Here is a 19,821-nt window from a genome sequence, read left to right on the forward strand (position 1 = left end):
GGCTACGCTTCCTTCAGCTCCGGCAGCACCGAGGTCAGCGCGAAGTCGACGAGGTGCAGCCAGGTCGCTTCCAGGCCCATGATGTTGTGATGGTCCGAAGCCGGCACGGTCGTCACGCTGACCGGCGTGGGCCATGCCGCGATGAGTTTCTGCGAGCGCTCGGGCAGCACCACGTCGTCGGTCTCGGCCAGCAGCACCTGCGTCTTGGCCGCGACTTCCTTGCAGTGCTCCAGCGAGTTGAACTGGTGGCGCAGCAGCAGCGACAGCGGCACCAGCGGAAAGCGCTTCTTCGCCACCTCCAGCATCGAGTCGTAGGGCGTCACCAGCTGCAGGCTCGCGAACTCCTGCCGCGCCACGAGCTGGATGGCCACGCCCGTGCCCAGGCTGCGGCCCACCACGTGCAGGCGCGCGTGGGGAAAGGCCTTGCGCAGGTGCCTGGCGAACTGGCAGGCGTCCTGCACCGAGGCGATCTCGGACGGATGCCCCTGCGAGTCGGCCACGCCGCGGTAGTTGACCGCCGCGAAGCCGAAGCCCTCGGGCAGCCAGTGCAGCGTCTGCGCGGTGGCGCGCACGTCCTCGCCGCGGCCTGCGAAGTAGATGAAGAGGTCCTGCAGCGCCTCCTCTCCCTGCGGGTGGTAGACATAGCCGCGCACCATGCCGCCCGGCACGGTGTGGGAGTAGGTCGAGAAATCGTCGGACAGCGGAACGACCGGCAGCTTGCGGGCGTTGAAGAGGATGTGCCCCTGGCGCGTGGCGAGCAGTGTCCAGTAGGCGGCGATGCTCCCGATCGCGGCGGCCGAGGCGGAGAGGGCGATGCGGGCGGCTTTGGATGACGACAAATTGGGCTCCGGGGGGAGAAAGGCTGGCGCCTAGTTTCGCCTCTTTCTCCGGTGTGGAGCCCTTGCCGGTCTTTTCGCCTGTTTCTCTTTCTTTCCTTTTCAGCGTGCCGCAATCAGCTGCAGGCGGCCGGCCCCGATGCCCGGGGTCTCGTCAGCGTGGTTCTGGCGATGCTGCTGCTCCAGCCTGAACTTGCCGACGATGCGCGACAGGCTGCCCGCCTGTTCCTGCAGCGACTGTGCCGCCGCCGAGGCCTGCTCGACCAGCGCCGCGTTCTGCTGCGTTGTCTGGTCCATCTGCGTGACGGCCTGGTTGATCTGCTCGATGCCCGAGGTCTGCTCCTGGCTCGCGGCGCTGATCTCGCCCATGATGTCCGTCACCCGCTTCACGCTGCCGACGATCTCTTCCATGGTGCGGCCCGCGTCGGCCACCTGGCGGCTGCCTTCCTCGACCTTCTCGACCGAATCGCCGATCAGCGACTTGATTTCCTTGGCCGCGGCTGCCGAGCGCTGCGCGAGGCTGCGCACTTCGGAAGCCACCACCGCGAAGCCGCGGCCCTGGTCGCCCGCGCGCGCGGCCTCGACGGCCGCGTTCAGCGCGAGGATGTTGGTCTGGAAGGCGATGCCGTCGATCACGCTGATGATGTCCACCACCTTGCGCGAGGAGGCATTGATCGAGCCCATCGTCTCCACCACCTGGAACACCACGCTGCCGCCGCGCGCCGCCACTTCCGAAGCGGAGGTGGCCAGCTGGTTGGCCTGTCGCGCGTTGTCGGCGTTCTGCTTCACGGTGGAGGTCAGCTCCTCCAGCGATGCGGCGGTCTGCTCCAGCGAGCTGGCCTGCTCCTCGGTGCGCGAGGACAGGTCCTGGTTGCCCACGGCGATCTGCGTGCTGGCGGTCGACACGTTCGCCACCACGCCGTGCACCTGCGCCAGCGAGCCCTGCAAGGCGGTGCGCATCTGGTCGAGGGCGCGCAGCAGGTGGCCGGTCTCGTCGCCGGCGTATGCGGCCTGGGGATTGCCGGTCAGGTCCATCTCGGCGATGGCCTGCGCGATGGCCTCGGCGCTGCGCAGCGGCCGGGTGATGCTGCGCGCCAGCATCCAGGCCAGCAGGGTGCCCAGCACCAGGCTCACGGCGGAGCACACGATCAGCAGGGTGCCGGTCTGCGCGCGCAGGTCGTTGGCGCGGACGGCGGCGGCGTCCAGATGCTCGCGCTGCATGTCCACCACCTGCTGCACGCCGGCGATGTAGCTGACCGAGGTGGGCTGGAACTGCGCGTCGAACACGCGGTTGGCGCCCTGCAGGTCGCCCGCGAGCTTGAGCTTGCTCACTTCCTCGCGCGCGGCCAGGTAGGCCTTGCGCAGGCCCGCGACCTTCTCGAGCAGGGCGCGCTCGTCGGGCTGTACCAGCTTCTCCTCGATGAACTTCTGCAGCTCGTTGGTGTTCTTGATCGACGCCGCCGTGGCCGGCGCGAAGTAGTCGATCAGGCTGGCGTCGCTGCTCTTGGCGATGGCCGCGGCGCGCTGCACGCCGGCGGTGGTGTGGCGCAGCCAGTCGGAGCCGGCGCGCTCGGTCTTCACGTTGTCCTCGATCATGGTCTCTATCTCGCGGCTGAGCTGCTGCAGCTTCCACACCGCGGCGGCGCTGGTGGCGAGAAACAGCGCCAGGATGATGCCCAGCACGATGGCCAGGCGCTTGCCGATTGAGACGTTGCTCAGGAACATGATCGAACTCCGGAAACCAGGAATGAGAGGAAGGAGGGCAGCCCTCGGGCTGCCCTCCAACGCTGGTTATCGGCCGATCAATTGAAAACTTTAGAAAACTTCTGATGAAGCCTTGCGGGAGCACCGGCCGGCTGCCGGCCCCGCCACTCAGATCTTCAGCGGCGGGAAGGACTTCACCAGGTCGTCCAGCGCCTTGATCTGCGTGAGGAAGGGCTCCAGCTTGTCCAGCGGCAGTGCGCTCGGGCCATCGCACTTGGCCTGGGCCGGGTCGGGATGGGCTTCGAGGAAGAGGCCCGCCAGCCCCACGGCCATGCCGGCGCGCGCCAGGTCGGCCACCTGTTCGCGGCGGCCGCCCGATGCGGCGGCGCCGGCCTCGCGCTGCTGCAGCGCGTGGGTCACGTCGAAGATGATGGGCAGGTTCTGCGACACCTTCTTCATCACGCCGAAGCCCAGCATGTCGACCACGAGGTTGTCGTAGCCGAAGCAGGTGCCGCGGTCGCAGAGGATCAGCTTGTCGTTGCCCGCTTCCTTGAACTTCTCGACGATGTTGAGCATCTGCGAGGGGCTCAGGAACTGGGGCTTCTTGATGTTGATGACCCGTCCGGTCTTCGCCAGCGCCACCACCAGGTCGGTCTGGCGGGCCAGGAAGGCGGGCAGCTGCAGCACGTCGACCACCTCGGCCACGGGCGCGGCCTGGGCGACTTCGTGCACGTCGGTGATCACCGGGACGCCGAAGCCGTCCTTCACGGCCTGCAGGATCTTCAGGCCCTCGTCGAGGCCGGGGCCGCGATAGGAGTGGATGGAGGAGCGGTTGGCCTTGTCGAAGCTGCCCTTGAACACATAGGGAATGCCCAGCTTCTGCGTGACGCGCACGTATTCCTCGGCGCTGCGCATGGCGAGGTCCTTCGATTCGAGGACGTTGACGCCGCCGAAGAGGACGAAGGGGGCCTCGTTGCTGGTGGCGACTTTGGGGGTGATGGTGACGGTGGACACGGTTTTCTCCTGACGGTGCTTCGTTCGGTGCAGGGGCCTATTGTCGTTGCGCCGGCCGGGCCGGGGTTCAGCCCCCCGGCGTCACCGTCAGGTAGAAGGGCGTGAGCGTGCCCGCCACCGGCCGCAGCAGCTTCAGCAGCAGCGGCTTGCCGTAGCCCTCGCCCGCCAGCCGCTTGAGCAGGTCCGACAGCTGGGCCAGCGGTACGCCGTCGCAGCCGATGAGGATGTCGCCGCTGCGCAGCCCGTCGCGCGCGGCGGCCGAGCCGGCCACCACCTCGACCACGCGCACGCCCGTGGCCACCGGCCATTCGTTCTCGCGCACCCAGCGCCGGGGCAGGGCCACCGCCGCGCACTGCACGCCCAGCTTGCCGCGCCGAACGGCGCCGTGGCGCATCAGCTCGCCGGCCACCCAGCGGGCGGTGTCGATGGCCACCGCGAAGCTCAGGCCCTGCGCCGACGGGATCACGGCCGTGTTCACGCCGATCACCTGCGCCGCGCTGTCCAGCAGCGGGCCGCCCGAGTTGCCGGGGTTGAGCGCCACGTCGGTCTGGATCACGTCCTCGATCATCCGCCCGCCGCGCGAGGGCAGGCTGCGGCCCAGCGCGCTCACGATGCCGGCGGTCACGGTGAAGTCGAAGCCCAGCGGGTTGCCGACCGCCACTGCCAGCTGGCCAGGCTGAAGCGCGGCCGAGCTGCCCAGCGGCAGGAAGGCACTGGGGTGCGACTCGATGCGCAGCACGGCGATGTCGGTGGAGGCATCCGTGCCCACCAGCCGCGCCACGCTCTCGGTGCCGTCGGCGAACGCGGCTCGCAGCTCGCCCGCGCCCTCGACCACGTGGGCGTTGGTGATCGTGAAACCGTCTGGGGTGAAGAGAAAGCCGGAGCCGCTGCCGTGGGCCACGGCATTGCCGCGCTGGGCCGGTTTCCGGACCTTGATGTGGGCGACCGCCGCGCTGGCGGTGTGAGCCACCTGCGTGACGGTGGCCGAGTAGGAGTCAAGAATGAATTCGTCGCGCGCGCCCATGGAGCACCTCTTCTTTCGGTCGGCTGAACCTGAAGGAAGTGGCGGTGCGCGCCCGGTTTTCAACCCGGCGCCGCGGCCTCAGGGCCCCTTCGGCCGCGACGACGGCTCCCACGAGTCCGGCGTGGTCGCCACCAGCGACTTGAAGTCCTTCCACGGCCGCGCCCCGGGGATGGTGCGCCCGCCGACGATCAGCCCCCTGGCGAACACCACCATGCGCTCTCGCAGGTAGGCGCGGTCCGATTCGGGCCAGGTCTCGATGGAATGCGGCCCGCGCGCGAGCACGATCTCCTTCAGGCCGCGGATGCGGTTGTAGGCCGCCACCGTGCCTTCCAGCGTCTCGGCGCGGTCCCACAGGCCCTTGCCGAAGAAGGCGGCGGGCCAGCGGTCCATGCCCGCGAGCGTGGACGAGTTGGGATAGAACACGATGTGGTGCTCCGCCGCCATGCCGCCCAGGAACAGGTTGCGGTCGGCCAGGTCGGGCGAGTCGCCCACGTAGCCCGCGCCGCTCGCGAACGAAGACAGCAGCAGCGCGCCGCGGATGTTGCGCAGGCCCTTGGGCGGCGTGCAGTTGGGCTGGGGCATGTCGAAGCTGCACTGGGCGACGTAGTTCTTCGTCATGGCCCAGGCGGTGGACATCGAGCCGCGCGAGTAGCCGCCGAGCACCAGCGGAATCTCGCTGGCCGGCATGCCCGCCAGCAGCCGGCCCCGCGTCGCTTCGCCTTCCAGCAGTTCGCCCCTGGGCGTGAGGATGCGCAGGCCGCGCCCGGTCTCCAGCGCCGTGAGCGCGCGGAACACGTCCTCGCCTTGCTCCAGCGTGTTGGTGTCGCTGAAGCCCCCCGAGAGGCCCTCGCCGCGCCGGTCGTAGGCCAGCACGTCGAAGCCGGCCTGATTGAGCGCGTACAGGTTCTCGCGCCACCAGCGCTGGCCCATGGTCTCGGTGGTCGCGTTGGGAAAGCTCACCGGCACGGTCTTGCCGGTCTTCTGGTCGACGCGGTACGCCACCTCGTCGGGATGCTGGATGGCCGTGAGCTGCCCGCCGCCGCCCGGCGCCATGACGACCAGCGCGCGCGTCTTCTTCCCCTTGCCGTCGTCGATGCCGGCGCCCTCGATGTACCAGCCTCGCAGCTTGATGTCGCCGGTCATCTTCAGGTCGATGCGCTCGAAGGTGTCGCGCGGCGCGGTGAACTCCACCACGTAGGTGCGTGCATCGGCCTCGGCGATGCCTTCGCGGTAGGGCGCCCTGGCGAAGAATGCCGGCCGGCGGATCTGCTTCAGGTCGACGTTGGCGCTGTCCGGATCGATCCGGCCCGACGGGTCGACCACGCCGGTCGAGCGCGCGGCGCGTTCCTTGTTGGGCGGCAGCCAGCGCTGCATCTGCGCGTCGATGCGCCTGAAGCAGGCCGGGTCTTCCTTGCAGGCGCGCCAGCGGGCCTTGAGCTTGTCGTCGGTGAACTCGCCGATGTAGTAGTTGCCGCCCGCGTAGCCGGCCGGCGGGTGGTTGGCCGTCATCAGCACCGGCACGCAGACCTTGGGGCCCTTGGCGTCCTTCGGATTCTTCGGCAGCAGGTAGCCGCCCATCATCGCGTTGCGGTCGGTGCCGACCCAGGCCGTGCAGTCGGTGGGCGGCGCTGTGGTCACCGCCGCCTGGCGCTGCGCCTCGCTGGGGCCGCCGCACGCGGCCAGCTGGATGGCGAGCGCGGCAACGGCCAGGGCGGACGCGACGCTGCGCGGGCGGAGCCGGGCAGGCAGCGTGAGGATTGCGGTCATCGGGGCAGGCCTTGCGGCGGAGAGAGAAAAGAGCATGCAGCGAGGTGCGAATCGGGAGGCCCCGATCTTCGCCGCATCGGCGCGCGGAAAACCAAGCCATGGCCGTTTCCGGGTGAAAGATGGCGCCTCGATCCGTGTAGGACGTTTCCTGCATGCGCATGCGCTTCTTTCTCCCTCCCGCCGCCGCGCGGTGCGCGCTCAATCGCCGCCGACCCGCGAGCGAATCGCGGAATCGCGAATTGCGGCAGCAAGGAGACATCAGAGATGACGAATTTCGAAGGCATCTACTGCTTCGACAGTGCGAGCGTGCGCTTTGCCTTCTATCCCGACGGCCCTGGCGGCCCGCGTGTACTCGCGCAGATTTCCGAGGAAACGCTGCACGACGAATTCGGCGTCCGCGTAATGGGCGAGCACCTGCTCGACGCGTGCCAGGAGCACTTCTACGCCATAGAGCCCGCAGCCATCGCGCGCTACAGGGCGACCCCGGGCAGCGCCATCACGCTCACCATCAGGGATTTCGGGCTCCACGCCTGAAATCGCCTCGCCGGCCTTCCGCCGACGCGCGGGCACCTCGGAGACAGGGCGAGGCGGCTCGGGCCGTACCCCGGGGCATCCGGCGCCCCGACAGATGGGCGCCAGGCCAGAACAGAACCGAACAAAAGAGCGCCGCTCCGGCGTAAGCCGGACGCGGCTGCGCACTCAGGTTGCGCTTGCCCCGTGCGGCGCGCGATGCCGGATTTCGCTTTGCAAGGCGCGCTGGCCCGAGGAAAGAGCCAGCTCGTAGCTCTCCACGGGTTCGAAGGCCTTGCGCAGCACGCGCGGGCGCTTTCCCTGATCGTCGGTTTCGAGCAGCTGCCAGACAAATGCACCCGGCAGCGGCTCCTCGATGGTGAGTTCGATGGGATGTGTCATGGCGCCACCTTGGCGCGGCGCGGGGGTTCTGTCTGTAGGCCTGGAACGACGTTCGGGCTGCGCATGCGCCGCGCCCCTTTTCTCCTGGAAAGACAAGCATCGAAAGAAGAAAGGACTCAGCCATGCAACAAGCCACACCGCCAGCCTTCGAGGAACGCCTCGTCACCTTCAGCTACCGCGGCCGGCTCTTCCTGTGCCGCGCCGAGCGGCTCGACGACCAGACCTACCGGCCCGTCGTGATCTGCCGTGCGCCCTCCGTGGGCGAGGACGACATCGAACTGCCCGCCGATACCGACAACGCTTCCTACGGCACCGAGGCCGAGGCGCTGCGCCATGCGGAGCAGCAGGCCATGCGATGGGTGCACGACCGCACCGAAGGAGCGCAGGGGCAGGCTTGATCAGCCGTGCACCAGCCGCTCGAACACGTCCAGCGTGCCCATCTGTCCGCCCTTGAGCATGACTTCCATGCCGTCGAGCGACGCGTCGTCGCTGTGCACCCGGCACAGCGATGCGCCGGCGCCCATGTCGGCGGCATAGGACAGCCCCCAGACGTCCAGCGCCTGTATGCCGTGGCTGGATGTGTCGCCGCCGGCCACGCCGATGCGCCCGAGCGGCTGTTTCGCCAGCACGGCAGCCAGCAGGTCGCCGCCCGCGCGGGCAAGGGCTTGCGCGTCCAGGTCCGCGGCCGCAGGCATGCCGGAGGCGCCGTTAGAGTGCGGCGCGCGCGTGCAGGCCAGCACGTTGCGCCCCTGCGCGAGGCCGCGGGCGATCGCGTCCGCCTGGTCTTCCAGTGTTCCCGCGTTGCGCCGGGCCATCTGCTGCGCATCGAGCCACACGACGTCGAATGACTTCGCGGCCGCGACCTGCGACGCGGTCACGGGCGACAGGCTTCCCGCGAGGACCAGCACCGGGCCCCGCGCCGGCGCCAGCTTCGGCTGCCCGCCCGGCGCGCGGCCGGAAGAGGGCATGGCCGTGGCGAGCGCATCGACCACGCTGCTCGGGCCGACGGCGAGCATGGTCGCACCCCGCGCGCGAGTCCACAGCACCTCGCCGATGGCCGCGAGCTGTCCGGCATCCGCGACATCGAACAGCACTGCGTCCGCGGGCGGCGCGTTGAGCGCCTGCCGCAGCGCGGTGTCGAGCGCATCGCTGCCTCGGGAGGCGGCGGTGAAGGGCACGCAGTGCACCTCGGCCAGGCCCTGCCTTGCAAGGTGCAGCCGCAGGTCGGCCTCGTCCATGGGTGTCACGGGGTGCCGGCTCATGGTGGGATGGCGGTCGATGCGGAACACTTCGCCGCCGCTTCCGGCCGCGGCGAAGAGATTGCCGAAGAGACAGTAGCGGCCCAGGCCGGGCTGGCCGCCGACGATCGCGGTCCACGGCTGCTGCACAGCCGAGCGCAGCAGGCGCACGGCCGCGCCGATGGAGCCGATGTGCGGCGCGCTGTCGAAGGTCGAGCAGGTCTTGTAGTGCAGCACGCGCGCGCCCACCGAGCGGAACAGCGCCGCCACCGGGCGCAGCTCGGCCTGCATCTCCTCGGGCGTCATGGCCCGCGCCGCGCCGGCGATGCCCAGCACGTCGAGCGCCCCGACGCGCTCGAGCTGCGCCGCGTCGGGCGTCTTCAGGAAGAGCAGCGTGCGCAGGCCCGCGCGCGCGGCGGTGCCTAGGGTGTCGGTCGCGCCGGTGAAGTCGTCGCCGTAATAGACGACGGCCGGCGCCGGTGCCTCGCCGGGCGTCATGGCTTGCCGAAGAAGGCGAGGGCGCGCGCCAGCTCGGGCTGCTCCCTGGCGGCGTCGGCCAGCGCGATGCCCGCGCGCGCGGCCAACCAGGCCTGGCGGATGCTCGCCACGCCCGCCGCCGCGCCGTCGGGGTGGGCGAGGATGCCGCCGCCGGCCATGAAGAGCAGGTCGTCGCTGCCGACGGCCGCCCAGGTGGCGGGCACCGTGCCGGCCCACTGGCCCGACGAGAAGGCCGGCATCACGCGGTCGTCCGCCGCTTCGGTCAGCGGGGTGAAGCAGTCGCGGGCCGACTCGACGACCTCGCTGTCGGGCTGCGAGAACTTGCCCTGCAGCCCGTGCACGTGCATGTGGTCTACCCCGGCCAGCCGCCAAAGCGTCTGGTAGGCCTGGAACGAGATGCCCAGCAGCGGATGCCGAGACAGCGCGCCGTAGCCGTTGCGGTGCCCGTGCAGCGCCAGGCCGGTGTGCCGGCGCAGCGTCTGGACGCCCGAGTGCCCGCACCAGTTCAGGCTGGCCATCACGCAGGAGCCGCCCTCGCGCTCGACCAGGTCGGCGTGGCGCTTCATCGCGTCGGTCTCGTCGGTGATGTTGAAGGCCACCATCACGTGCTTGCCGGTGCGCTCCCGGTGCGCGCGCACCACGGCCATCACGGCAGGAACGCGCTCGGCCAGCGGGGCATGCGCGGGATCGGCGCAGACCTCGTCGTCCTTGATGAAGTCGACGCCCGCGGCGCACAGCCGGCCCACCAGCTCGGCGGTTTCCGAGGCCCGCAGCCCGACGTTGGGCTTGATGATGGTGCCGACCAGCGCGCCGCTTTCCACGCCGGTGGCGCGCCGCGTTCCGGGGATGCCCGCGCGCGGCATCTCGAAGCGCGCGCGATAGTCGGCCGGCAGCTGCAGCGATTCGAGCCGCAGCCCCGTCACCTCGCCCAGGTCGTAGAGGTTGCCCGAGACCGTGGCCGCGAGCGTCGGCAGGTTGGCGCCGATGTTCGCCACCGGAAACGCGATGTCGACATGCGCGCGCCGCCACGGCCCCTTCGCGCCCTTGCGTTCGAGCAGCGCGTTGGGCAGCGAGGGCGCGTCGGCCGCTTCGAGTTCGGTGATCGCCTCGACCGTGGCGCGGGCCCGCTCGCGCAGCGCGTCGGTCTCGCCCTCCACGCGCGTGAAGGTGCCGCAGGACTGCTCGCCCGCCATCACCTCGGCCACGGCGGCCGGCTCGAGCGGCGTCTCGATCAGGTAGCGCGCGCGGATGAATCCAGGTGCCGTTGCGCTCACAGCTTGTCCAGCTCGGGGAAGGGGCGCACCGGGTCGCTGCCGTCCCAGCCTTGCGATGCGCTGCGGATCAGGTCGAACATGCGGCCCTTGGGGCCGGCCACTTCCGACAGCTCGATGACGGTGCCGGGGTGGTATTCGGTGTCGAAGTAGATGAAGCGCCCGCGCTCGCCTACTTCACCGCTCATGACCGGCTTGAAGCCCTGCGCGGTGAGGCGCGCGAGGTCGGCGTCGTAGTCGGCGGTCCAGTAGGCCACGTGCTGCAGCCCGGTGCGCCCGGCGCGGAGGAAGTCGCGGTACATCGAGGGCACGTCGTTGCGCGTCTGGATGAGCTCGACCTGCACGTAGCCCGAATTGGCCAGCGCCACCGAGTTGTGGGGCTCGTGCGCCTCGCCGTTGTAGCGGTAGTTCCTGATGGGCACCCTGGGGTTGTAGAACCAGGGGCCCACGCCGAGCGTGGTGCTCCAGTAGTCCATGGCGGCTTCGATGTCGTGCACGACATAGCCAAGCTGGCGGATCTCGCCGAGGAATCGACTCATTGCGGGTGGCTCCGTGAATGTGAGTTTGTTGTGTGTTGTGTTTCTTGGGGTCTGCCCGTGGAGCGGCAGGGCCGCCTCAGGACTTCAGGAAGCCCGTCGAGAACCACGGGAAGGCGGCCACGATCAGCAGGCCGATCAGCATCGCGGCGATGTAGCCCCAGATGTGCCTGATGCCTTCGTCGGGATTGACCTTGCTCACCGCGCAGGCACCGTAGTAGCCCACGCCGAAGGGCGGCGCGAACAGGCCGATGCCCATCGCGAAGATCACCACCATGGCGTAGTGCACCTCGTGCACGCCGGCGGCCTTGGCGATCGGAAAGAGCAGCGGCCCGAACAGCACGATGGCCGGGATGCCCTCCAGCACGCTGCCCAGCACGATGAAGGCGACGATCGACACCGCCAGGAAGCCGTAGGCACCGCCGGGCAGCGCGCCCATGAGCCGCGCCAGGTCCTGCGAGAAGCCCGACTGCGTGAGCCCCCAGGCCATGGCGGTGGCGCAGCCGACGATGAAGATGATGGCGCCCGAGAGCGAGGCGGTGTCCACCAGCATCGGCTTGATGCGCTTCCAGTCGAACTGCCGGTACACCACCAGGCCCACGATGGCCGAGTAGACGATGCCGATGGTCGACACCTCGGTGGCCGTGGCCACGCCCTCGACCACCGCCGCGCGGATCACGAAAGGCAGCAGCACCGCGGGCAGCGCCACCAGCAGCAGCCGGCCGATCTCGCGCCTGCTGTGGCGCCGCACCGCGCTCAGGTCTTCGCGGCGGTAGCGCCACCACACCACCACGCACAGCGCCGCGCCCAGCACCACGGCCGGAAGCAGCCCGCCCGTGAACAGCGCGGCGATCGAGATGCCGGTGACCGAGCCGATGGTGATGAGCACGATCGACGGCGGGATGGTCTCGGTCTGCGCGCCCGTGGCCGACAGCAGCGCCACCAGGTCGCCGGGCTTGGCGCCGCGCTTGGTCATCTCGGGGAAGAGCACCGGCGCGATGGCCGCCATGTCGGCGATCTTCGAGCCCGAGATGCCCGACACCAGGTACATGGCGCCGATGAGCACGTACGAGAGGCCGCCGCGCACGTGGCCCAGCAGGCTGGCCAGGAACTGGATCATGGCGCGCGCCATGCCCGTCATCTCGATCAGCGCGCCGAGGAAGATGAACAGCGGCACCGCCAGCAGGATCAGGTGCGACATGCCCTCGTCGAGCCGCCCGACCATCACCAGCAGCGGTGTGCGCGTGGTCAGCGCCAGGTAGCCGAAGGTGGCCAGCGCGAAGGAGAAGGCGATGGGCACGCCCGAGAGCACCGTGGCCGCCACGATCACCACGAAGAAGATCACCAGGTTGAACTTGCCCAGCGTGGCGAAGAGCGGCGCGGCCAGCCAGAAGGCGCCGACCAGCGCCGCCATGCCGAGCAGGGCCACGGCGATCTGCCGGCCCGAGCACACGCGCAGCAGCCGCAGCAGCGCCATCGCCAGCATGATGCCGATGCCCGCCGGAATGGCCGCGGCGCGCCACGCGTTGCTGACCTCCAGCGCAGGCGTGACGATGAACGACTCCTCGTGCGCGTAGTCGATCGACGGCCAGATGATGAGCGCGAGGAACGCGACCGAGGCCGCGATGGCGAAGGCGTCGAGCATGGCGCGCGCCTGCGGGTGCACCTTCTGCACCAGCGCCGTCATGCGCATGTGCTCGCCGCGCCGCAGCGCCACCACGGCGCCAAGCATCGACAGCCACAGGAAGAGGATGGACGCGAGCTCGTCAGACCAAACCAGCGGCGCGTGGAACACGTAGCGCGACACCACGCCCGCGAACAGCACGCAGATCTCGGCCAGCACCAGCAGCGCGGCCACCGCCTCGACAGCGCCGCCGAGCACGCGGTCGGCGCGCGCGGCGAAGCGGACGAGCGGGTTGGCCGGGGAGCCGGCGGACGAGCCCGAAAGGGCTGCCGCCTCGAAGGTCGATTCGTGCACCATCGGTCCTCAGGCCAGCTTGCCGACCGCGCCTTCGAGCAGCGCCCAGGCCTCGGGGCCGAAGCGGCCCTTCCATTCGCCGTAGAAGCCGGAGTCGCGCAGCTTGGCGCGGAAGCTGTCGGCCGCGGGCCGGTTGATGGCGAGGCCCTTGGCCTGCAGGTCGCCGACGACCGATTCGTTGAGTTTTCTGATGTCTTCGCGCTGCTGCATGCCGGCGTCGTTGATGGCACGCGCCACGATGGTCTTCAGTTCATCGGGCAGGGCGTCCCAGGCGCGGCCGTTGGCGATGAACCAGTAGCCGTCCCAGATGTGGTTGGTGAGCGAGCAGAACTTCTGCACCTCGAAGAGCTTCGCCACCTGGATGATGGGCAGCGGGTTCTCCTGCGCGTCGACGATCTTCGTCTGCAGCGCCGAATACACCTCGCTGAACTGCAGGCTGGCCGGGGCGGCGCCCAGGCCCTTGAACATGGAGATCGACAGCGGGCTCACCGGCACGCGGATCTTCAGGCCGTCCATGTCCTTCGCGGTGGCCACCGCCGCCTTGCTGCTGGTGGTCTGGCGAAAGCCGTTGTCCCACATCTTCTCGAAGGCGTAGAGCCGCGACTTGGCGATGGCGCCGCGCACGTGCGCGCCGAGCTTGCCGTCCATGGCGGCCCACACCTGGGCGTAGTCGTTGAAGGCGAAGCCCACCGCGTTGATGGCGGCCACCGGCACCAGCGTGGCGATGACGAGCGCCGAGGGCGTGAAGAACTCGATGCCGCCGGAGCGCACCTGCGCCAGCATGTCGGTGTCGCCGCCGAGCTGGTTGTTGGGAAATATCTTGATCTCGACGCGGCCCTTCGTTTCCTTGGCGATGCGGTCGGCCGCCTCCTGCGCGCGGATGTTCAGCGGGTGCGTCAGCGGCAGGTTGTTGCCGTACTTGTACGAGAACTCCGCGGCGCGCGCGATGCGCGGCACCGCCGCCACGATGCCGGCGGCGGGCAGGGCGGAGAAAGTGCGCAGGGCATCCCTGCGGGTCAGGCGGGTGGCTGAGGTCATGTCTCGTTGTCTCCGTGATCTTCTGAAGGGGCGCTGAACGGCAGGTGGGCCGGGCAGCCGATTGAGCGGGGTTCGCCGTTGATGCAATCTGATGCATCGCTGGATTCGAACCACAGCGAAGATAAAAGCCTGCATCATTCGGGTCAAACTTCAATCTGATGGTTTTTGATGTATGCGGGAAAACCCTTCACAAACATCGCGGCCCGACTCTCGACCCGACTCTCGACCCGATTCGCAGCGTGAGGCGCGCCGCGCCCGCGTGGTCGACATCGCCCGCTCGGCGCAGGTGTCGACCGCCACCGTCGACCGCGTGCTGAACCGCCGCCCCGGCGTGCGCGACGCCACGGTGCAGCGGGTGCTCAAGGCGGCGGGCGAGCTCGACTACCTGCCGGGGCCGGCGCTCTATGCCGCGCTCACGCCGCCGCCGTTGCGGCTGGTGTTCCTGCTGCCGGCCGGCACCAACCGCTTCATCCGCATGCTGGGCGACATGGTGGGCTACTCGCAGGAGCACTGGGCACCGTTCAACGTGCAGTGCCGCACGGTGTTCATCGAGAGCTTCAACCCCCACGAGCTGGCCGACGCGCTGCGCAGCCACGGCCAGCGCTGCGACGGCATCGCGATGATGGCGCTGGAGCACCCGGCCGTGCGCGAGGCGGTGGCCGCGCTGGCGGCGCGCGGGCTGCCGGTGGTCACGCTGATCTCCGACCTGTCGAACTCGGAGCGCGCGGCCTTCGTCGGGCTGGACAACCGCGCGGCCGGGCGCACCGCGGGCTATCTCATCGGCCGCTTCATCGGCGCGCGGGCCGCCAAGGTCGCGCTCATCGCGGGCAGCCTGAGCTACAAGGCGCACGAGGAGCGCGAGGCCGGCTTCCTGCACGTCATCGACGAGATGTTCCCGCGGCTGGAGGTGGTGGGCCTGCGCGAAGGGCAGGACGACGCGGACAAGAACCACCGCCAGACGCGCGCGCTGCTGGAGCAGCATCCGGACATGGGCGGCATCTACAACATCGGCGGCGCCTCCGACGGCGTGGCGCGGGCGCTGAAGGAGGCGGGGCGCGAACAGAAGGTGGTCTTCATCGGCCACGGGCTCACGCCCGATACGCGCGCGCTGCTGATCGACGGCAGCATGGACGCGGTGATCACGCAGAGCCCGCACACCACGCTCATGAACTGCGTGCGCATCTTCACCAACCTGCGCGACCGGCGCGAGGCGCTCAGCGGCGTCGAGACGACGCGCAGCCAGGTGATCTTCAGGGAGAACCTGCCGTAGTCCTCTTCAGGCCTGCGCGCCGGCCGGCACGGCCATGCGCTGCAGCAGCGGCTGCCTCGCCAGTACCTCTTCGCATGGCCCGTGGTCGAGCACATGCCCGGCTTCCATCAGCACCACCGTGTCGAAGCGATCGAGCAGGCTCAGCCGGTGGACCGAGGCGATCAGGCAGGCGTCGGGGAACGCACCGGCGATGCGTTCGAGCACCCGGGCTTCGGTGCTCGCGTCGAGCGCGCTGGTCGGCTCGTCGAGCAGCAGCAGCGAGCTGCCCTGCGCCGCGAGCACGCCGCGCGCGAGGCACAGCCGCTGGCGCTGGCCGCCCGAGAGATTGAATCCGCGCTCCGACACGGCCGTGCCGAGGTCGCCGTGGGTGGCCTTCAGCACTTCGTCGAAAGTGCTGACGTGCAGGGCGGCTTCGAGCAGCGCGTCGTCGCTCGGCTGGCCGAAGGCGAGGTTCTCGCGCACGCTGGCCTCGAAGAGCTCGGTTTCCTGCGGGATCAGCGTGGCGAAGCGGCGCAGCCGGGGCCAGTCGGCGGGCTGGCCGTCGAGCAGCAGCGTGCCGCTGTCCGGCGGATAGAGCCCGGCCAGCACGCGCAGCAGCGTGCTCTTGCCGCCGCCGCTCGGGCCGACGAGGGCGATGCGCTCGCCGCGGCGCAGCGTGAGGGCCACGTCGTGCAGGCCGCTGCGTGGCGGGCCGGTGGATTCGATTTCCGCCGGAGCATTGCGCGGCGCATAGCGCCATTGCAGCGCCTGTATTTCCAGCTGCCGCCATGGCGCATCGGCCTCGATGCGCTCCGTGCCGGGCACCTGCTCGGGCGGCGTGTCCAGCGCCTCCTTGCTCGAAGGCGCCCGCCAGATCGGCTCCGCGCTGCCGTAGTCGGTGTGCATGCGCGCGAAGAAACTGAAGTTGGCCGCGACCGAGCTGACGACGCCGGCCGCCTGCTGCGCGTACTGGTGGATCATGAACACCGCGCCCAGCATCACGGCCTGCCCGGGCGTGCGCGACTGCCACACGTAGAGCACCACCAGCCCCCATGTCAGCGCCAGCCCCATCAGGTCGACCGCGAACCACTTGCCTTCGTTCAGTACCACGGTGCGCTTCAGCGGCAGCGAAATGGCGGCCATGCGCCGGCGCAGCAGCAGCCGCGAGGCGCCCTGCAGGCGCAGGCCGATCACGGTCGAGGCGTTGCCCAGGAAGTCAAGCAGCGCGGCCACGTAGCGCCGGTCGGCGTCGTTCTCGGCGCGCGCCAGTTTCATGAGCGCGCGGTCGATGCGCACGATGACGAGACCGATCAGCACATAGCCCGCGAGCGCCGTCATGCCGCTGGTGCGCGACAGCAGCGCCAGCGCCACGAGCGGCCCGACGAAGTTGACGGCGTTGGTCAGCCAGATGAACTGGTTCTGCGCGAAGTCCGACAGCGCTCGGCTCGCCTGGTGCACGCGGTGCTGCAGTTCGCCGGAGTGGTGCCCGTCGTGCCACGCCAGCGGCGCGGCGGCGATGCGCGCATAGAGCTGGTCGGCCAGCGTCTCGCGCACCTTCAGGCCCACGTTGCGTTCCAGGATGCGGCCCGGCCCGTGCAGCATCCACGCGCCCAGGTACACGCCGGCCAGTCCGCCGATCCAGCGCCCGGCGGTGCCAAGCTCGCCGCGCTGCAGCGCGTTGATGGCCTGGCCCGCGAGGTAGGGCGCCGTGAGCCGTATCAGCTGCGAGCCCGCGAGCAGGGCGGTGGCCGCCAGCAGCTGCGCCCGCGCGCCGGCCGCGAAGTGCCACAGCGCGGCGTACAGCTCGCGCATCGCGCCCACGGGGCTGGTCTTGCGTGCCTTCCTTGTTTCTTCGCTCGCCTGCATGCGCTCAGCCCGCCTTGCGGAAGGTGAGGTTGATGCGGATGGCGCCGAGCAGCGGATGCGGCTCTTCCTTCAGCGGCAGTACGCCGTGGTAGCGCAGCCGGTCCTCGCCGCCCCAGACCACCACGTCGCCGTGCGCGAGCGGTATGCGCGCCGCCTTGTCGCCGCGCGCATGGCCGCCGAACAGGAACACGGCCGGCATGCCCAGCGACACCGAGACGATGGGCGCGCCGTAGTCGCGCTCGTCCTTGTCCTGGTGCAGCGACAGGCGCGCGCCGGGCGCGTAGCGGTTGACGAGGCAGGCGTCGGGCGCGAAGCCGTCGAAGCCGGCCGCCGATGCGGCCTCGCGCGCCAGCCGGGCGAGGGGCCCGGGCATGGCGGGCCAGGGCCTGCCGCTGTCGGGATCCGTCGCGCTGTAGCGGTAGCCGCGCCGGTCGCTGGTCCAGCCCAGCGCGCCGCAGTTGGTCAGCGCCACCGACATGGTGAAGCCGCCGGGCGTGACGAGGTGGCGGAAGGGCGCGTCCGCCTCCACGGCGCGGATCGCGGGCAGCAGTTCGTCGACGAAGGGCAGGGCGAAGCCGGGCAGCACGAAGGCGCCGGTGCCCAGCGCCTCGCGCGCCGGCCGGGGCGGATCGTCGAAGAGGGCGAGGGTGGCCGCGCTGGCGGCCCTGGATTTCATCGTCGTCGTCATCGGATTCATGCTCCCCGATCTTTGCCCAAAAGCCGCCGGCGCCTCCCATGTTCAGGCGATGCCGTTTACAGGCGCAGCCGGTAGCCTCGGCTCCCCCGCACTCGGAGGTAGTGCTTAGGGTTTAAATTCATGGAAGTACGTTAATAAATGGGTTATGGTGAATCCATCATGGACGGCGCTCGGCTTGCTCTCAGCGTACCGGACGGCTGGACGGGCTGGCTCGAACTCATGCGTACGCCCAGCGGTACCTACGCGGGTATCGCCGAACTGAGCTTCAGCGGAGTTCCCCGCTGCGCGCTCGTCATCACCCAGCAGCTCTCGTGGGACGCGGCGGTCGAAAGGGCCACGCTGCGGGCCGAGCATTTCGTCAGGCAGTGGGGGCCTGCGCGCAACTCCTGAGCGGGCCCCTTGAAACTGCTGCGGCGGCGCGGCACATGAGTCGGGCTCGTGGTAGAAACCGCGAGCTTTTTCGGGCCTTGCCCCGATCCACGATTCACGCTCCAACCCACGCGCCGCCATCCATGCCGAAACTCCACCGCCGGACTGCCTATCAACCGCACGTCCGATGGCTGGCCTGGCTGCTGCTGGGCATCGCGGCGCTTTTCATGGCGGGCTGCGCCGGCCTGCCGTCGGAGGTGCAGCGCAAGCCCTCCACGGCCATCTCCGATGGGGCGGACACCAGGCTCGGCCGCCTCGTGAAGGCCTCGGCGCCGCCGGGCGAACCGCTCAGCGGCTTCCGCCTGCTGCCGATGCCGCAGTTCTCGCTGCATGCGCGCGTCGAGCTCGCGCGCCGCGCGCAGCGCTCCATCGACGTGCAGTACTACCTCGTGCAGAACGACGAGACCGGCCGCTACCTGCTTCGCGCCCTGCGCGATGCGGCCGACCGGGGCGTGCGCGTGCGGCTGCTGGTGGACGACCTCTACACGGCCGGCGCCGATCCGCTCTTCTCGAGCTTCGCCTCGCATCCGAACGTGGAGGTGCGCTTCTTCAACCCCTTTCCCGCCGGGCGCGAGCGCTTCGGCACGCGCTGGGCATGGTCGATCCTCGACTTCGACCGCGTGCACCGCCGCATGCACAACAAGCTCTACGTGGTGGACAACACCATCGGCGTGATGGGCGGGCGCAACATGGCCAACGAGTACTTCCTGCGCGACGGGGGCTCGAACTTCATCGACATCGACACGCTGGTGGCCGGCGAAGTGGTGCCCAGGCTGTCGTCGCTGTTCGACATGTACTGGAACAGCCCCTACGTCTACCCCATCGAGTCGCTGGTGCCGCCCACCGGCGAGACGCGGCAGCAGCTGCGCGAGCGCTTCGACCGCCTCACGACCGGGCCCGAGGAGCTGCACCCCGAGGTGCCCGGCTCCACCGACCTGCTGGGCAACAACCCGCTGGCCAAGGACCTGGACGCGGGCGAGCTGAAGCTGGTCTGGGCCCGCGCCGAGGCCTATGCCGATCCGCCCGCCAAGGCGCTGGGCCAGACCGACGAGGCGCGCGGCCTGCCGGCCGACGAGTCGAAGGACAGCGTGCTCTACAACGTGCGGCGCTACCTGCGCGGCGCCGAGAACGAGATCATGCAGACCACGCCCTACCTGATCCCGGGGCGCGGCGGCATGGAAACCATCCGTCTCGTGCGCGGCAACGGCGTGAGCTACACCATCGTCACCAATTCGCTGGCGGCCACCGACGAGTCGCTGGTGCACATCGGCTACCGCCGCTACCGCGCCGAGATGCTGCGCCTGGGCGTGGAGCTTTACGAGCTGAGCCCCAAGCGGGTGGAGCAGACCAGGCGCTTCGGCATGTACGGCTCGGCCAGCGGCCGGCTGCACGGCAAGTCGGCGGTGGTCGACCGCAAGATCGTCTTCATCGGCTCGATGAACTTCGACCCGCGCTCGATGCTGCACAACACCGAGGTCGGCATCTTCATCTTCAGCCCGCAGATCGCCCAGCAGCTCACCAGCCTGATCGGCTTCATACGGCTGGACGGCGCCTACCAGCTGCAACTGGGGCCGAAGGGTGCCATCGAGTGGGTGAGCCCGGCCTCTGGCGACGCGGCCGACACCATCCTGCACCAGGAGCCGGAGACGGACTTCTGGTCGCGCTGGAAGCTGGAACTGCTGGCGCCGCTGGTACCGGAGAGCCTGCTTTAGGCACGCCCGGCCCGCATCCTCAAAACAGAGGATGGTCTACGGAAGGGGCCTC

The 19,821-nt window shown here is 69.8% G+C and carries 18 protein-coding genes; 5 read left to right on the top strand and 13 right to left on the bottom strand.

The window, feature by feature from the left end:
* Positions 1 to 2 precede the first annotated feature (2 nt).
* The 5 genes from EJP67_RS01015 to EJP67_RS01035 form a co-directional block, all read right to left on the bottom strand.
* Positions 3 to 839: an alpha/beta hydrolase gene (locus tag EJP67_RS01015; protein ID WP_126018493.1), complete on the bottom strand. Its 837-nt coding sequence runs from the start codon at positions 837 to 839 to the stop codon at positions 3 to 5.
* A gap of 99 nt (positions 840 to 938) precedes the next feature.
* Complete coding sequence (locus EJP67_RS01020) at positions 939 to 2,561, bottom strand: methyl-accepting chemotaxis protein (protein ID WP_126018495.1); 1,623 nt, start codon at positions 2,559 to 2,561, stop codon at positions 939 to 941.
* 147 nt (positions 2,562 to 2,708) lie between these two features.
* Positions 2,709 to 3,554, bottom strand: coding sequence for a 3-deoxy-8-phosphooctulonate synthase (kdsA, locus tag EJP67_RS01025; protein ID WP_126018497.1), 846 nt, complete (start codon positions 3,552 to 3,554; stop codon positions 2,709 to 2,711).
* A 67-nt stretch (positions 3,555 to 3,621) separates the two neighbouring features.
* Positions 3,622 to 4,578, bottom strand: a complete 957-nt coding sequence (locus EJP67_RS01030) for a S1C family serine protease (RefSeq protein ID WP_126018499.1) — start codon at positions 4,576 to 4,578, stop codon at positions 3,622 to 3,624.
* Positions 4,579 to 4,656: 78 nt separating this feature from the next.
* On the bottom strand, positions 4,657 to 6,345 hold the full coding sequence (locus tag EJP67_RS01035; RefSeq protein ID WP_165909528.1) for an alpha/beta hydrolase family protein: 1,689 nt from the start codon (positions 6,343 to 6,345) through the stop codon (positions 4,657 to 4,659).
* Between the two features lie 264 nt (positions 6,346 to 6,609).
* Here EJP67_RS01035 and EJP67_RS01040 point away from each other — a divergent pair, with 264 nt between their 5' ends.
* Positions 6,610 to 6,879 carry a hypothetical protein gene (locus EJP67_RS01040; protein WP_126018501.1) on the top strand — a complete coding sequence of 90 codons (270 nt, stop codon included), beginning with the start codon at positions 6,610 to 6,612 and terminating at the stop codon, positions 6,877 to 6,879.
* A gap of 165 nt (positions 6,880 to 7,044) precedes the next feature.
* Here EJP67_RS01040 and EJP67_RS01045 read toward each other — a convergent pair whose 3' ends face one another.
* Positions 7,045 to 7,257: a hypothetical protein gene (locus EJP67_RS01045; protein WP_126018503.1), complete on the bottom strand. Its 213-nt coding sequence runs from the start codon at positions 7,255 to 7,257 to the stop codon at positions 7,045 to 7,047.
* Positions 7,258 to 7,379: 122 nt separating this feature from the next.
* Here EJP67_RS01045 and EJP67_RS01050 point away from each other — a divergent pair, with 122 nt between their 5' ends.
* A complete protein-coding gene (locus EJP67_RS01050; RefSeq protein ID WP_126018505.1) occupies positions 7,380 to 7,655 on the top strand; it encodes a hypothetical protein in 276 nt (91 codons plus the stop codon).
* Here EJP67_RS01050 and EJP67_RS01055 read toward each other — a convergent pair whose 3' ends face one another.
* From EJP67_RS01055 to EJP67_RS01075, 5 genes are all read right to left on the bottom strand, one after another.
* Entirely contained in the window at positions 7,656 to 8,993 is a 1,338-nt protein-coding gene (locus EJP67_RS01055) for a four-carbon acid sugar kinase family protein (RefSeq protein WP_126018507.1), read from the bottom strand.
* Complete coding sequence (locus EJP67_RS01060; RefSeq protein ID WP_126018509.1) at positions 8,990 to 10,267, bottom strand: ribulose-bisphosphate carboxylase large subunit family protein; 1,278 nt, start codon at positions 10,265 to 10,267, stop codon at positions 8,990 to 8,992. The genes EJP67_RS01055 and EJP67_RS01060 overlap by 4 nt, the downstream gene beginning before the upstream one ends.
* Positions 10,264 to 10,803, bottom strand: coding sequence for a VOC family protein (locus tag EJP67_RS01065; protein WP_126018511.1), 540 nt, complete (start codon positions 10,801 to 10,803; stop codon positions 10,264 to 10,266). The genes EJP67_RS01060 and EJP67_RS01065 overlap by 4 nt, the downstream gene beginning before the upstream one ends.
* A 76-nt stretch (positions 10,804 to 10,879) precedes the next feature.
* Positions 10,880 to 12,781, bottom strand: coding sequence for a TRAP transporter large permease (locus tag EJP67_RS01070; protein WP_126018513.1), 1,902 nt, complete (start codon positions 12,779 to 12,781; stop codon positions 10,880 to 10,882).
* Positions 12,782 to 12,787: 6 nt separating this feature from the next.
* A complete protein-coding gene (locus tag EJP67_RS01075) occupies positions 12,788 to 13,816 on the bottom strand; it encodes a TRAP transporter substrate-binding protein (protein ID WP_126018515.1) in 1,029 nt (342 codons plus the stop codon).
* Between the two features lie 172 nt (positions 13,817 to 13,988).
* On the opposite strand from EJP67_RS01075, the gene EJP67_RS01080 reads away from it, so the two are divergent.
* The gene (locus tag EJP67_RS01080) at positions 13,989 to 15,086 is read left to right on the top strand and encodes a LacI family DNA-binding transcriptional regulator (protein WP_418125478.1); all 1,098 of its coding nucleotides are present in this window, start codon (positions 13,989 to 13,991) and stop codon (positions 15,084 to 15,086) included.
* Between the two features lie 6 nt (positions 15,087 to 15,092).
* On the opposite strand, the gene EJP67_RS01085 is transcribed toward EJP67_RS01080, so the two are convergent.
* Together EJP67_RS01085 and alkB are read right to left on the bottom strand one after the other, a co-directional pair.
* Complete coding sequence (locus EJP67_RS01085; protein WP_240650457.1) at positions 15,093 to 16,931, bottom strand: ABC transporter ATP-binding protein; 1,839 nt, start codon at positions 16,929 to 16,931, stop codon at positions 15,093 to 15,095.
* 4 nt (positions 16,932 to 16,935) lie between these two features.
* A complete protein-coding gene (gene alkB / locus EJP67_RS01090) occupies positions 16,936 to 17,619 on the bottom strand; it encodes a DNA oxidative demethylase AlkB (RefSeq protein ID WP_420824249.1) in 684 nt (227 codons plus the stop codon).
* 147 nt (positions 17,620 to 17,766) lie between these two features.
* On the opposite strand from alkB, the gene EJP67_RS01095 reads away from it, so the two are divergent.
* The gene (locus tag EJP67_RS01095) at positions 17,767 to 18,018 is read left to right on the top strand and encodes a hypothetical protein (RefSeq protein ID WP_126018521.1); all 252 of its coding nucleotides are present in this window, start codon (positions 17,767 to 17,769) and stop codon (positions 18,016 to 18,018) included.
* Positions 18,019 to 18,140: 122 nt separating this feature from the next.
* Positions 18,141 to 19,769 carry a phospholipase D family protein gene (locus EJP67_RS01100; RefSeq protein ID WP_126018523.1) on the top strand — a complete coding sequence of 543 codons (1,629 nt, stop codon included), beginning with the start codon at positions 18,141 to 18,143 and terminating at the stop codon, positions 19,767 to 19,769.
* The last annotated feature ends 52 nt before the right edge of the window (positions 19,770 to 19,821 follow it).

The sequence above is a fragment of the Variovorax guangxiensis genome, assembly GCF_003952165.1.
Classification (GTDB): Bacteria; Pseudomonadota; Gammaproteobacteria; order Burkholderiales; family Burkholderiaceae_C; genus Variovorax; species Variovorax guangxiensis.

What these genes read in the sequence shown, in the direction of transcription:
- EJP67_RS01045 (WP_126018503.1), bottom strand. Translation starts at nt 7,257, where the DNA reads ATGACACATCCCATCGAACTCACCATCGAGGAGCCGCTGCCGGGTGCA.
- EJP67_RS01055 (WP_126018507.1), bottom strand. Translation starts at nt 8,993, where the DNA reads ATGACGCCCGGCGAGGCACCGGCGCCGGCCGTCGTCTATTACGGCGAC.
- alkB (WP_420824249.1), bottom strand. Translation starts at nt 17,619, where the DNA reads ATGACGACGACGATGAAATCCAGGGCCGCCAGCGCGGCCACCCTCGCC.
- EJP67_RS01095 (WP_126018521.1), top strand. Translation starts at nt 17,767, where the DNA reads ATGGGTTATGGTGAATCCATCATGGACGGCGCTCGGCTTGCTCTCAGC.
- EJP67_RS01100 (WP_126018523.1), top strand. Translation starts at nt 18,141, where the DNA reads ATGCCGAAACTCCACCGCCGGACTGCCTATCAACCGCACGTCCGATGG.
- EJP67_RS01080 (WP_418125478.1), top strand. Translation starts at nt 13,989, where the DNA reads ATGCGGGAAAACCCTTCACAAACATCGCGGCCCGACTCTCGACCCGAC.
- EJP67_RS01050 (WP_126018505.1), top strand. Translation starts at nt 7,380, where the DNA reads ATGCAACAAGCCACACCGCCAGCCTTCGAGGAACGCCTCGTCACCTTC.
- EJP67_RS01030 (WP_126018499.1), bottom strand. Translation starts at nt 4,578, where the DNA reads ATGGGCGCGCGCGACGAATTCATTCTTGACTCCTACTCGGCCACCGTC.
- EJP67_RS01070 (WP_126018513.1), bottom strand. Translation starts at nt 12,781, where the DNA reads ATGGTGCACGAATCGACCTTCGAGGCGGCAGCCCTTTCGGGCTCGTCC.
- EJP67_RS01040 (WP_126018501.1), top strand. Translation starts at nt 6,610, where the DNA reads ATGACGAATTTCGAAGGCATCTACTGCTTCGACAGTGCGAGCGTGCGC.
- EJP67_RS01020 (WP_126018495.1), bottom strand. Translation starts at nt 2,561, where the DNA reads ATGTTCCTGAGCAACGTCTCAATCGGCAAGCGCCTGGCCATCGTGCTG.
- EJP67_RS01035 (WP_165909528.1), bottom strand. Translation starts at nt 6,345, where the DNA reads ATGACCGCAATCCTCACGCTGCCTGCCCGGCTCCGCCCGCGCAGCGTC.
- EJP67_RS01065 (WP_126018511.1), bottom strand. Translation starts at nt 10,803, where the DNA reads ATGAGTCGATTCCTCGGCGAGATCCGCCAGCTTGGCTATGTCGTGCAC.
- EJP67_RS01075 (WP_126018515.1), bottom strand. Translation starts at nt 13,816, where the DNA reads ATGACCTCAGCCACCCGCCTGACCCGCAGGGATGCCCTGCGCACTTTC.
- EJP67_RS01085 (WP_240650457.1), bottom strand. Translation starts at nt 16,931, where the DNA reads ATGCAGGCGAGCGAAGAAACAAGGAAGGCACGCAAGACCAGCCCCGTG.